The sequence below is a fragment of the Tersicoccus mangrovi genome, from assembly GCF_036881825.1.
GTDB classification, from domain to species: Bacteria; Actinomycetota; Actinomycetes; order Actinomycetales; family Micrococcaceae; genus Tersicoccus; species Tersicoccus mangrovi.
This window is the reverse complement of record NZ_JBAJMW010000001.1, coordinates 569,348-581,962: the sequence shown is the minus strand read 5'-3', so window position 1 is coordinate 581,962 and position 12,615 is coordinate 569,348. Positions and strand designations below refer to the sequence as shown.

11 protein-coding genes and 1 pseudogene are annotated in these 12,615 nt (G+C 72.1%); 10 read left to right on the top strand and 2 right to left on the bottom strand.

The annotated features are described in order from the left end of the window. Positions 1 to 38 precede the first annotated feature (38 nt). From V6N00_RS02850 to V6N00_RS02805, 10 genes and pseudogenes are all read left to right on the top strand, one after another. Positions 39 to 890 (top strand): annotated as a pseudogene (locus tag V6N00_RS02850) (ABC transporter ATP-binding protein); the annotation flags it as partial. Between the two features lie 164 nt (positions 891 to 1,054). Next, on the top strand, positions 1,055 to 2,161 hold the full coding sequence (locus V6N00_RS02845; RefSeq protein ID WP_334230533.1) for a siderophore-interacting protein: 1,107 nt from the start codon (positions 1,055 to 1,057) through the stop codon (positions 2,159 to 2,161). A 46-nt stretch (positions 2,162 to 2,207) separates the two neighbouring features. After that, positions 2,208 to 2,885 carry a nucleoside/nucleotide kinase family protein gene (locus V6N00_RS02840; protein ID WP_334230532.1) on the top strand — a complete coding sequence of 226 codons (678 nt, stop codon included), beginning with the start codon at positions 2,208 to 2,210 and terminating at the stop codon, positions 2,883 to 2,885. Between the two features lie 72 nt (positions 2,886 to 2,957). Then, positions 2,958 to 3,752: an SGNH/GDSL hydrolase family protein gene (locus V6N00_RS02835; RefSeq protein ID WP_334230531.1), complete on the top strand. Its 795-nt coding sequence runs from the start codon at positions 2,958 to 2,960 to the stop codon at positions 3,750 to 3,752. Between the two features lie 540 nt (positions 3,753 to 4,292). Next, a complete protein-coding gene (gene rpmB / locus V6N00_RS02830) occupies positions 4,293 to 4,529 on the top strand; it encodes a 50S ribosomal protein L28 (protein ID WP_334230530.1) in 237 nt (78 codons plus the stop codon). 1 nt (position 4,530) lies between these two features. Then, complete coding sequence (gene rpmG, locus V6N00_RS02825) at positions 4,531 to 4,698, top strand: 50S ribosomal protein L33 (RefSeq protein ID WP_076694457.1); 168 nt, start codon at positions 4,531 to 4,533, stop codon at positions 4,696 to 4,698. A 3-nt stretch (positions 4,699 to 4,701) separates the two neighbouring features. Continuing rightward, positions 4,702 to 5,007, top strand: a complete 306-nt coding sequence (gene rpsN, locus V6N00_RS02820) for a 30S ribosomal protein S14 (protein WP_334230529.1) — start codon at positions 4,702 to 4,704, stop codon at positions 5,005 to 5,007. A 271-nt stretch (positions 5,008 to 5,278) separates the two neighbouring features. Beyond that, complete coding sequence (locus V6N00_RS02815; protein WP_334230528.1) at positions 5,279 to 5,560, top strand: HU family DNA-binding protein; 282 nt, start codon at positions 5,279 to 5,281, stop codon at positions 5,558 to 5,560. A 172-nt stretch (positions 5,561 to 5,732) separates the two neighbouring features. Continuing rightward, positions 5,733 to 7,952, top strand: a complete 2,220-nt coding sequence (locus tag V6N00_RS02810) for a bifunctional copper resistance protein CopD/cytochrome c oxidase assembly protein (protein ID WP_416385013.1) — start codon at positions 5,733 to 5,735, stop codon at positions 7,950 to 7,952. Next, complete coding sequence (locus V6N00_RS02805) at positions 7,949 to 9,913, top strand: NHL domain-containing thioredoxin family protein (protein ID WP_334230527.1); 1,965 nt, start codon at positions 7,949 to 7,951, stop codon at positions 9,911 to 9,913. Before V6N00_RS02810 ends, V6N00_RS02805 begins: the two co-directional genes overlap by 4 nt. 79 nt (positions 9,914 to 9,992) lie before the next feature. On the opposite strand, the gene V6N00_RS02800 is transcribed toward V6N00_RS02805, so the two are convergent. Both V6N00_RS02800 and V6N00_RS02795 read right to left on the bottom strand, forming a co-directional pair. Continuing rightward, the gene (locus V6N00_RS02800; RefSeq protein ID WP_334230526.1) at positions 9,993 to 10,994 is read right to left on the bottom strand and encodes a hypothetical protein; all 1,002 of its coding nucleotides are present in this window, start codon (positions 10,992 to 10,994) and stop codon (positions 9,993 to 9,995) included. Position 10,995: 1 nt separating this feature from the next. Further along, positions 10,996 to 12,576: a helicase HerA-like domain-containing protein gene (locus V6N00_RS02795; protein ID WP_334230525.1), complete on the bottom strand. Its 1,581-nt coding sequence runs from the start codon at positions 12,574 to 12,576 to the stop codon at positions 10,996 to 10,998. Positions 12,577 to 12,615 lie beyond the last annotated feature (39 nt).

The following is a 12,615-nucleotide window of genomic DNA, read 5'->3' as shown; positions in this document are numbered from 1 at the left end:
CACAACCGACACCGACCACACCGACCCGGGAGGATCCCATGGCCGCTCCCTTCGACTCCCAGGCCTTCGCCGATGCGACCTCCGCCTCCGTCGCCGGAGCGCGCCGCGAGCCGAGCCTGCGCACCGACGCCGTGACGCTCGGCTACGACGGCCGGACCGTGGTCGACGGGCTGACCGTGGCCGTGCCCCCGGGCCGGATCACCGTCATCGTCGGCGCGAACGCGTGCGGCAAATCCACGCTGCTGCGCGGCCTCTCCCGTCTGCTGACCCCGCAGGGCGGCGCGGTGCTGCTCGACGGCAAGGACGTGCACCGCTATCCCGCGAAGGAACTGGCGCGTCGGGTGGGGCTGCTGCCGCAGTCGCCGACGGCGCCGGAGGCGGTCACCGCCGTCGACCTCGTCACCCGTGGCCGGTACCCTCACCAGGGCTTCTTCCAGCAGACCACCCAGCGGGACCGGGACGCCGTCGCGGAGGCCATGGTCGCCACCGGCACCCTCGACCTGGCCGCGCGGCCCGTCGACGAGCTCTCGGGCGGCCAGCGGCAGCGGGTGTGGTTCGCGATGGCTCTGGCCCAGCAGACCGACGTCCTGCTGCTCGACGAACCCACCACCTACCTCGACGTGACCCACCAGGTCGAGGTGCTCGACCTCATCACCGACCTGAACCGCAGCCGCGGGACGACCATCGTGCTCGTGCTGCACGACGTGAACCTCGCCAGCCGCTATGCCGACCACCTCATCGCCATGAAGGACGGCGCCGTCGTCGCGGAGGGCGCCCCCGGTGCGATCCTCACGGCCGAGCGCGTGCGCGAGGTGTTCGGGCTCGAGTCGCAGGTGCTGACCGACCCGGTCAGCGGCACGCCGATGATCGTCCCCATCGGCCGGCACCACCGGCACCACCGGCCCCCGACCGACAACGACAGCACCCCGGAGCGCGGTCCCACGACGGGCGTCCCGTGGGCCATGCGCCGGCTCGACGACGGCCAGGCCGCGGACCCCGCCACCGCAACCGCAACCGCAACCGAGCCCGCGCGATCCCACGAGGAAGTACGCCCATGACCGCCACCACCACGTCCGCCTCCCCGGTCGTCGCCGTCGACGCCGAGGTGGTCGCCGTCCACCGGCTCAGCCCGCACTACCGGCGCATCGTGTTCGGCGGCGCCGGGCTGGCGGGCTTCGGCCCCGATCGCGACCCGCTCGACCTGCGGATCAAGCTGCTCATCCCGAGCCCCGGCCGTCCCGCACCGACGCTCGAGGTGGGCGACGACGGCTGGTACCAGCGGTGGCTCGCGGCCGACCCGGACACCCGTGGACTGATGCGCACGTACACGGTGCGCTCGATCGACGACACCGTCGACGATGCCGGGAACCTCCGCCGGACCATCACGGTGGACTTCGTGCTGCACGGTGCGGGAGACGACGGTGCTGAAGACGACCGTGCTGAAGTCGACGGTGCCGGCACCGCAGCCCACGGCCCCGCCGGCCCGGCCGCGCAGTGGGCCGCCGCCGCGCAGCCGGGGGACCGCCTGAGCCTGCTCGGCCCCAACCGGGCCGTGGGAGGCCGGTCCGGCATCGAGTTCGATCCCGGCCCGGCCGGACGGATCCTGCTCGTCGCGGACGAGACCGCCGTGCCCGCCGTCGCGTCCATCCTCGCGAGCCACCCCATGCAGGGCGGAGACGTCTACCTCGAGGTCCCGACGGCCGATGACATCCTCGACCTGCCCCCCGTTCCCGGCATCACCGTGACCTGGCTGGCCCGTGACGGCGCCGAGCACGGAGACCTGCTGATCGGCGCCGTCCGCAGCGCCCTGGGGCTCACGTGCGCGCACCGGGACTGCGGGTCGGACTGCGTGCTGCTCGGCTACGCCGCGGACCACATGACGGTGCTGCCCGCGCCGCACGCCGACGCGGACGCCATCGACGCCCCCGACAGCCTGCTCTGGGAGACGCCGCAGTATTCGTCGGGTGGGGAGCCGCTCGAGGACGAGCCCGTGCGGGCGACGCCCTCGACGGCGGTGGTGGACGATCCGCTGTACGCGTGGATCGCGGGAGAGTCCGGCATGGTCAAGCACCTGCGGCGCTGCCTCGTGCGTGAACGCGGCATGGAGCGGCACCGGGTGGCCTTCATGGGCTACTGGCGGCAGGGGGCGGCTCAGCACTGACCCGGGCGCGCCCTGCCCGGTGCCGTCCCTCGGTAGGGTGAGGCGCGTGCCCACCTCCCTGGACCTCGACGCCGCGCTGCGCCGCTTCGACGTCGCCGCCGCGGAGGCCGTCGTCTCCGGCCGTCGGCTGCTGCTCGGGCTGACGGGTGCCCCCGGAGCGGGCAAGTCGACGCTCGCCGAGCGGCTCGTCGACCGTGCCCGCGCGGCCCACGGCCCGGCGGCCGCCGTCGTCGTGCCCATGGACGGGTTCCACCTGGCCAACGCGCTGCTGATCGACCGGGGCAGCCGGGACCGCAAGGGCGCGCCCGACACCTTCGACGACGCCGGCTTCGCCGCGCTGCTGGTCCGGGTGCGCGAGCAGGGGGACCTTGAAGCCGGCCGCGGCGACGGGCGCACCGTCTACGCCCCGCGGTTCGACCGCGAGCACGACGAGTCGATCGGCTCCGCGGTCTCGGTGCCTACCGCCTGCCCCGTCGTGGTCGTCGAGGGCAACTACCTGCTCGTCGCCGACGGCGCCTGGCCCGACGCTGCGCGTTGCCTGGACGAGGTGTGGCACCTGACGCTGCCCGAGACGCAGCGGCACGAGCGGCTGATCGCCCGGCACGTCGCGCACGGCATGGATCATGACGCCGCCCGCGCGTGGGCGCTCGGGCCGGACGAGGCCAACGCCGTGCTGATCGAGGCGGCCGGCACCCGGGCCGACGTCGTCGTCGCCGTCGACTGAACGCGGCCCGATCCAGCCTCGCCGTGTCGGCCCCTGGTCCGCTCAGGTCTCCGGTGGTGGCAGACTGGATCGGTGGTTGAACAGCAGGCTGAACACACCCGATACGTGGCCCTGGGGGATTCCTTCACCGAGGGCGTCGGCGACCCGGACCCCTCCCTGCCGAACGGCGTGCGCGGCTGGGCCGATCGCGTCGCCGAGCAGCTCGCCCTCGCCGACCCTCGGACCGAGTACGCGAACCTCGCGATCCGCGGCCGCAAGTTGGTCGAGGTGGTCGACGAGCAGATCGAGCCCGCGGTGGCGATGGCGCCGACCCTGGTGACCCTCTACGCGGGCGGGAACGACATCCTGCGGCCGCGCGTGGACATCGACGCCCTCATGGCCCGGTACGACGACGCGGTGGGCCGTCTGCGGGCCACCGGTGCCTCCGTGCTGCTCTTCACCGGCTTCGACACCGTCGCCTCGCGGTTCTTCTCCGTCAACCGCGGCCGCACCGCGATCTACAACGAACTGGTGCGGGAGGTGGCGGACCGGCACGGGGCGACCCTCGTGGACTACTGGCGGTTCGAGGAGTACGACGACCCGCGGATGTGGGACGTGGACCGGCTGCACATGTCCACCCGCGGCCACATCACCATGGCCGGCCGGGTACTCGACACGCTGCGGCACGAGCACACCCTGCGGCAGGACCCGCTGCCCGCGCTCGTTCCCGTCCGCCGCCTCGACGCCGTCCGCGCCAACGTGCGATGGACCCGCGAATACGTCGGTCCGTGGGTGATGCGCCGGATCCGCCGCACGTCCTCGGGCAAGTACCTCGAGCCGCGTCGTCCGGTGCCGAGCCCCCTCGCGGTCACCCCTATCGCGGGCTGACGCGCGCGTCCGGCCGCACTGTCGTCGCAGGTCACTGGGGCCGGGGCATGGAAAAGCCCCGACCGGGCACCATCGGGGGAAACGATGCCCGGCCGGGGCCGAACGGGGTCCATCGGCCGAGGCGGACATGCGGCGGTAACTGGCCCTCACGATGACGTGGTTCCCGTACCCGGCGGATGGAGATGCTGGGACCGACCGTCCCACCATCGAGGGAGATACTACCGATCATCCAGCGGTCCACCAACCGGCTCGCCGGAGGCCCGGATTTGCACAGGTCCGGCCGCAAACGTAGACTTGATCGCTGTCGTAGGTGGTATCCACTGCTCGACACCTGATCTTCACCGTCTTCCCCGCGGCGAGGGGTCCGGATCGGCTTGTTCACGCCGATGTACCGGTCCGCCACGACGCCGCAGTCGTTTCGGTGTCCATGGTGACGGGACGCAATCAGCCGCGCATGATCCGCCGACTCCGCGCACGCTCACGCGTGCCGGTCGACGTGAGTCCACAACCGCGTACCGTCCGAGCTATTTGGAGGAGAACATGGCAGCGCACTGCCAGGTGACCGGGGCCCAGCCGGGTTTCGGCCACAGCATTTCGCACTCGCACCGCCGCACCAAGCGTCGGTTCGACCCGAACATCCAGAAGAAGCGTTACTGGGTCCCGTCGCTGCGCCGGACCGTGGTGCTCAATGTGAGCGCTCGCGGCATGAAGGTCATCGACGTCAAGGGCATCGACGCTGTCGTGGCCGAGATCCGGGCGCGCGGGGAGAAGATCTGAGATGGCCAAAGACAAGGACGTTCGTCCGATCATCAAGCTGAAGTCCACCGCGGGGACCGGGTTCACCTACGTGACCCGCAAGAACCGGCGCAACGACCCGGACCGGATCACGCTGAAGAAGTACGACCCGGTCGTGCGCAAGCACGTCGAATTCCGAGAGGAGCGCTGACCCATGGCCAAGAAGTCCAAGATCGCCCGCAACGAGCAGCGCAAGCTCGTCGTCGACCGCTTCGCGCAGAAGCGGCTCGAGCTGAAGAAGACCCTGGTGAACGAGAACGCGACCCCGGAGGAGCGTGAGGAGGCCCGCCTGGGTCTGCAGAAGCTCCCCCGCAACGCGTCCCCGATCCGCCTGCGCAACCGCGACCAGATCGACGGTCGCCCGCGCGGCACCCTCCAGAAGTTCGGCATCTCCCGGGTGCGGTTCCGTGAGATGGCCCACCGCGGCGAGCTCCCCGGCGTCTCCAAGTCCTCCTGGTGACCTCCGGTAGCAGCGTGAACGCGGAGACGACCTGACGTCGTCACCGACCATCGACGAAGGCCCGTCAGCATCGAGCTGACGGGCCTTCGTCGTGCCTGCACCGCCGTCGAGGCTCCCGACCGGCGGAAATGGCGGAAAATCAAGGCAGTTCGGGGGTCGAAACTGCCGGAACGGCGCGAGTCGGCTGGTAGGTTGGCCGATGAGTGGCGGCCCGACGGGTCGTTGCCAGTTTCGAACGAGTACCCGAACGAGTACCAGGAGGACCAGACGTATGGCTAAGAATCGCAGTGAACTGGTGGCCGAGGTCGCCGAGAAGGCCGGCACCACCCAGACCGCGGTGAACGGTGTCCTCGACGCCCTGTTCGACGTCTTCTCCTCGTCCGTGAAGAGCGGCGAGAAGATCACGATCCCGGGCTGGCTGGCCGTCGAGCGCACCGAGCGCGCCGCCCGCACCGGTCGCAACCCGCAGACGGGTGAGACCATCCAGATCGCCGCTGGCCACAGCGTCAAGCTGACCGCGGGCAGCAAGCTGAAGGCTGCTGCTTCCCAGTGATCTCCCGGCCGCGGCATCACGCCGCGGCACGACGACGAGGCGGGGACGACCGACGACGGTCGACCCCGCCTCGTTCCGTGTCCGGGGTCGTGCGTGCGGGCACGGATGACGCCGCGTGTGGCGTGGGTCGCCCGTTTTCGGGCCCGCCACCCCCGTGACGGACAATGGGAGCGTGGTGAGCACGCAACAGCAGCAGGGGCCGCGCCGGGGCCCGACCGGCCGGCCACCCGTGACCCGTGACCCGGACCGGACACCCGCGCTACCCCCGAACGCCGCGTTCTGGCTCGCGCCGGCGGCGGTGGCCGCCGTCATCGGTGTCGTCGCCGGCCTCCAATTGACGGGCGCCGCCGCGCCCCGCTCCCTCTCCGACCCGGGTTCCGTCGTCCGGTGGGGCCTGCCGGTCGCCCAGATGACGAGCTACCTCAGCATGGCCGTCGTCATCGGCTGCCTGCTGTTCGCCGCGACCCTCGTCCCCGCCTTCGCCGACCGGCGCCGGCCGCGGTCCCGCACCGTCCCGGACCGGGACGCCGAGCACCCCGCCTTCCGCCGGTTGATGACCGCCGCGGCCGCCGGCGGCGTCGTGTGGACCCTCGCCGCGATCGTCGTCACCGTCCTGACCTACTCGGACGTCTCCGGCCTCCCGGTGTCCGGTGCCCCGGCGTTCACCGCCCAGCTCGCCTACTTCGTGACGTCGCTCGGCACCGGCCAGGCGTGGCTGACCATCACCGTCATCGCCGCACTCGTCAGCACCCTCGCGCTCGGGGTCCGCAACCTCACCGGGCTCGCCCTGACCACGCTGCTCGCGCTCGGGGCCACCATTCCGCTCTCCCTCATCGGGCACTCTGCCTCCGCGGGCGATCACGAGGGCGCGGTCAGCTCCCTGGGCCTGCACCTCGTGGGCATCTCGCTGTGGGTCGGCGGCATCGGCGCCCTCGCCGTCGCCGCTCCCGCCCTCGGCGCGCTGACCGGCGTGACCCTGCGGCGGTTCTCCGCCCTCGCGGGCATCGCCTATGTACTCGTCTTCGCCTCGGGCGTGGTCAACGCCGCGATCCGGCTCGGGGACTGGGCGGCGCTGGGCTCGCCCTACGGCCTGCTCGTCGTCGCCAAGGCGATCGCGACCGTCGTGCTCGGCGTCTTCGGGTTCGTGCACCGCCGCTGGGTCATCCCGCGCTTCACCGACGGCCGGTTCGGCGCCCGCCGTGTCATGGGCCAGCTCGTCGTCGGCGAGATCGTCGTGATGGCCGCGACCATGGGCCTGGGCACCGCGCTGTCCCGATCGGCGACCCCGGTGCCCGAGAACCTCACTCCCGACGCCTCGCCCGCCTACCTGCTCTCGGGCTACGACCTGCCTCCCGAGCTGACGCCGGCCCGTCTGCTGACGGAGTGGCGCTGGGACTGGCTGTGGGTCGCCGTGGCGCTGCTCGGCGCGGTCGGGTACCTGCGCGGGGTGTGGGTGCTGCACCGCCGGGGCGACGCCGTGCCGGTGCTGAGGACCATCAGCTGGCTGGTCGGCTGCGTCGCGCTCGTCTTCGTGACCTCCGGCGGCCTGTCCGTGTACGGCCGCGTCCTGTTCAGCATCCACATGGTCGACCACATGGCGCTGACGATGGTCGTCCCGATCTTCCTCGTCATCGGCGCCCCCGTGACGCTCGCCCTGCGGGCGATCAAGCCCCGCACCGACGGCACCCGCGGGCCGCGCGAGTGGATCCTGCGGATCGTGCACTCACGGTACTCGGCACTGATCACCCACCCGATCGTGGCGGCCGTCCTCTTCGCCGGATCGCTGCTCGTCTTCTACTACACGCCGCTCTTCGGATTCGCCCTGACCGAGCACGTCGGGCACGAGCTGATGAACCTGCACTTCACGCTCACCGGCTACCTGTTCGTGCTCGTGCTCATCGGCGTCGACCCGCTGCCGCGCCGGCCCGCGTACCCGCTCCGGCTCGTCCTGCTGCTCGCGACGATGGGCTTCCATGCCTTCTTCGGCGTCACCCTGATGAGTTCGACGACGCTGCTCGAGCCGGACTACTTCGGCAACCTCGGGCGCACGTGGGGACTCTCGCCGATCGCCGACCAGCAGCTGGGCGGCGGCTTCGCCTGGGGCATCGGAGAGATCCCGACCCTGGTGGTCGCCATCGGCGTCGCCGTCATGTGGTCCCGCGCCGACAGCCGCGAGTCCCGGCGCCGGGACCGGGCCGCCGACCGGAATAACGAGGCGGAACTGTCCGCTTACAACGACATGTTCGCCCGGCTGGCGGACGGGCCTGCACGGCCCGGCGATCCCCGGACCACGGGCGCGACGGGCGGTACGCCCGTCCGGACGGCCACCACGACGCGCACGAACGACACCGCCCCCGACGACACCGGCGACAGCCCGAAGGAGACCTCGTGAGCAGCCCCACGACCAGCACCACGACCGAGCCCACCGGAGCCGAGTCCGCGGTGAGTCTGCGCACCGACTACCGCGTGCGGGCCTCCGACCTGGTCGGCCGTGGCTGGCTGAACACCGGCGGCGCCGATGTGAGCCTCGCGTCGCTGCGCGGCAAGATCGTCGTCCTCGACTTCTGGACGTTCTGCTGCATCAACTGCCTGCACGTGCTCGACGAGCTGCGCCCGCTCGAGGAGAAGTACGGGGACGTGCTCGTCACGATCGGTGTGCACTCCCCGAAGTTCGAGCACGAGGCCGACCCGGACGCGCTCGCCGCGGCCGTCGACCGCTACGAGATCCACCGGCCCGTCCTCGACGACCCCGAGCTGACCACGTGGCAGGCCTACGCCGCACGGGCCTGGCCGACCCTCGTCGTCATCGACCCCGAGGGCTACATCGTCGCCCACCTGACCGGGGAGGGGCACGGCCACGGCCTCGCCTCGCTGATCACCGAGCTGGTCGAGGAGCACGACGCGAAGGGCACGCTGCACCGCGGACAGGGCCCGTACGTGCCGCCGCCGGCCTCCGAGTCCGCCCTCCGCTTCCCGGGCAAGGTGCTGCCGCTGGGCGACCGCGGCCAGGGCCACTACCTGGTCAGCGACACCGGCCACCACCGGATCGTCGAGCTCGACGCCGACCTGACCACCGTCGTGCGGGCCTGGGGTGACGGGCAGCGCGGTGACACCGACGGCGGCGCCGACAGCGCACGCTTCAGCGAGCCGCAGGGCGTCGCCCTGCTGCCGGCCGACGTGGCCGAGACGGTCGGGTACGACGTCGTCGTCGCCGACACCGTCAGCCACCGGCTGCGCGGCCTGAACCTGGCCGGGGGCACCGTGACGACCGTCGCCGGCAACGGCGTGCAGCGGCTCATCCAGGACCCCGCCGACGCCGCCCGTGAGCCCGCGCGGCTTGCCGGTGCCGACCCGGTGACCGTCGCGATCTCCTCGCCGTGGGACGTCGTGTGGTCCGCCGAGCTGCGGTCCGTGGTCGTCGCCATGGCCGGCACCCACCAGATCTTCGCCTTCGACCCGGCCGCTCCGTCGCTGCGGATCCTCGCCGGCAACGGCAACGAGGGACTGCTCGACGGCGCCGGCCCGGACGCCTGGTTCGCCCAGACCTCCGGCCTGGCCACCGGCCCCGACGGCTCGATCTGGGCCGCCGACTCCGAGACCTCGTCCCTGCGCCGACTGGTGCCCGCCGACGACGGCACCGTCACCGTCGAGACCGCGGTCGGCGAGGGACTCTTCGACTTCGGGTTCCGCGACGGCGACGCCGCCCAGGCCCGGCTGCAGCACCCGCTCGGCGTCACCGTGCTGCCCGACGGCTCGGTGGCGATCGCGGACACCTACAACGGCGCGATCCGCCGGTACGAGCCGGCCACCGGCCAGGTCAGCACGCTCGCGCGCGACCTCGCCGAGCCCTCGGACGCGCTCCTGGACGCCACCGCCGCCACGCCGCTCCTGCTCGTCGTCGAGACCAACGCCCACCAGCTCGTTCGCCTGCCGGTGCCGGCGACGGCCCTGACCGTCGACGAGGGTGCCGCCCGGACGCAGCGCCCGCGCAGCGCCGTGACCGCCGGCGACTTCGGCGTCACCATCCGGTTCAGCGCCCCGAAGGGGCAGAAGCTGGACGACCGGTGGGGGGACCCGACCCAGCTGAAGGTCTCGTCCACCCCGGCCGAGCTGCTGCTCGACGGGGCCGGCTCCTCGACGGGCCTGAGCCGGACGCTCCGGATCAACCCGGACGTCCCCGAGGGCGTCCTGCACCTGACCGCCCGCGCGGCCGCCTGTGACGGTGAGAAGGACGGCCCGATCCCGGATCACGCCGCCTGCCACCTCTACCAGCAGGACTGGGGCATCCCCGTGTCCGTCGGCACCGACGGCGAGAGCGAACTGGTCCTGGACCTGCGCGGCGTCAACGCCTGACACCGGGCATTCACACGACGTCGGCGGGACCCCGAGGGGTCCAGCCGTCGCCGTCTCTCTGCACTCCCTTTCTGCGTCCTCAGCCCGCCGGGCCGGTGACCCGCGGATGGACCGTGACGCCGTCGCCCTCGACGTCGAGCGTCGCGGTGAAGCTGAAGTCGGCCGTCGTGCGCAGCGGCTTCTCGACGCCGGTGTACAGGTCCGTCTCCCGGGTGTTCAGCTCGGCCTGCCCGCTGAGCGGCTGCACCGACCATGCGCCGTTCCGGTAGGTGAGCCGCGGCTGCGGGTACCGCGTGATCTTCCACGCGACGGGTCCGGTGATCAGGTTGTCGGAGAAGTGGTAGAACGGGCACCCCGTGGGGGCGAGGACCTGCTGGCTCGCGCACTGGTCGAGCATCCGCCGCACCTGGTCGTCGACCGAGCTGACCATCGCGGGCGTGGGCGTCGCCGTGAGGCCGAGGGTGTTCGCGTCGCCCAGACCCGTCACCGCCGTGCTCCGGTCGGTCGCCTGCATCATCGCCTCGGACCAGCCGGCCGTCACCTTCGCCGGAGCGAAGCTGAGCACGGTCGCCTTCCCGTTCGGCGCGGCCACCGTCGCCCCGTTCACGCGGGCGCGATCCTGCCCGGGGAAGGTGACGGTGGTGTGCGGCAGGCTCGTGCCGGCGAGCTCCCACCGGTCGAAGAAGAGCCACGTGAAGCCCACGCGGCGCACGGGAAAGGCCGTGGAACCGCGCTGACCGTCGAGCGTGTACTGCGCCGTCACGGTCGCGTCCTCGCCGTTGCGATCCGTGATCGCCAGATCCACGTTCTTCAGCTGCGCGACCGAGCGCTTGAGCGGCGTTCCGTTCAGCAGCGTCGGATTCCCGGCCGGCACCGTCGCGCCGAGCAGCCCCAGCGCACGGGACCCGTCGCCGTCGTGCAGCGCGTCCAGGTACGCGCGCACCGCATGCTCGGGGCCGTAGCCGCGCGCGTTGACCGTGGTCACGACGACGCCGGCGACGGCGAGCACGGCCAGCAGGAGCAGCGTCCAGAAGAGGGCGGCGCGCCGGAAACGGTGTGCCTCGTCGAATCGGCCCGCCACGTCAGCGACGACGGCGGCGCGTGCCGAACAGCCCGCGCACGAACTCGCGACCGACCTGACCTGCGATGTCCGCGGCGACGTCGAGCAGCGGATTGTGCGCGGGGCGGGGAGCGCTGCGTGCGCGCTCCGGCTCCCGGCGCTCCGGCTCGCGGGTGATCTGCTCCTCGATCCGCTGAGCCTCCGTGTCGGTACCGCCCGCAGGGGCGCCGCCGGAGGATGCCGGGGCCGTCGTGCGGGCGTTGAGCTTCTCGTAGGCCGACGGGGAGTCGACGGGCGTGCCGTAGGCCGCCTGCCCCGGCGACGCGGCGACGGTCGCCTGCATGGCGTCCGCGGGCGCGGGACCCATGAGGGACCGCGGCGCGATCATCCGCGTCCAGGCCACCGGGGTCGGCGCGCCCCGCTCGTTCATCACGGTGATGACGGCCTCGCCGGTGCCGGCGGAGGTCAGCACGGAGGTCAGGTCGTACGGGCTCACGGGGAACGTGGCGACCGTCGCCTTGAGGGCCTTCGCGTCGTCCGGGGTGAAGGCGCGCAGGGCGTGCTGCACGCGGTTCGCGAGCTGTCCCAGCACGTCACCGGGCACGTCCTTCGGCGTCTGGGTGACGAAGAAGATGCCCACGCCCTTGGAGCGGATCAGGCGCACGGTGGTGAGGATCGAGTCGAGGAACGCGGGGGAGGCGTCCTTGAACAGCAGGTGCGCCTCGTCGAAGAAGAACACCAGCTTGGGCTTGTCCACGTCGCCCACCTCGGGCAGATCGGCGAACAGGTCCGCCAGCAGCCACATGAGGAACGTCGAGAACAGGGCCGGCTTCGTCTGCACGGTGGGCAGCTCGAGGCACGAGATGACCCCGCGCCCGTCCGCCGCGGTGCGCAGCACGTCCTTGCTGTCGAACTCCGGCTCGCCGAAGAACTTCTCCATCCCGTCGGCCTCCAGGCCCACGAGCTCGCGCAGGATGACGCCGGCGGTGGCCTTCGACAGGCCGCCGAGCTCGGCGAGGGACTCCTTGCCCTCGGGCGAGGTCAGGTGGGTGATGACGGCGCGCAGGTCCTTGAGGTCGTACAGCTCCAGGCCCTGCTGGTCCGCCCAGTGGAAGATCAGCTGCAGGCTGGACTCCTGCGTCTCGTTCAGGTCCATGATCCGGGAGAGCAGGATGGGGCCGAAGCTGGAGACGCGGGCGCGCAGGGGGACGCCGGTGCCGTCGCCGCCCAGCGCGTAGTACTCGACCGGGAACGACGCGGGGGACCAGTCCATCCCGACGTCGGACGCGCGGGCGGTGATCCTCTCGTTCGGCGTCCCCGGGGCCGACAACCCGCTCAGGTCGCCCTTGATGTCCGCGAGGAACACCGGCACGCCGGCGGCGGAGAGCTGTTCGGCCATCAGCTGGAGGGTCTTCGTCTTGCCCGTGCCGGTGGCGCCGGCGACGAGGCCGTGCCGGTTCATCATGGCCAGGGGCAGCCGGACGGGCGCATCGGCGTGCACCTGCCCGTCCACGAGAGCGGCGCCCAGCGCGATGGACGCGCCGCTGAACGTGTAGCCCTCGGCGATGGCGCGGACCTGATCCGTGGAGGTCTTCTCGGTCATGCGCCCAAGGCTAGCCCAGCAGGGGTCGGATCCGCCCAG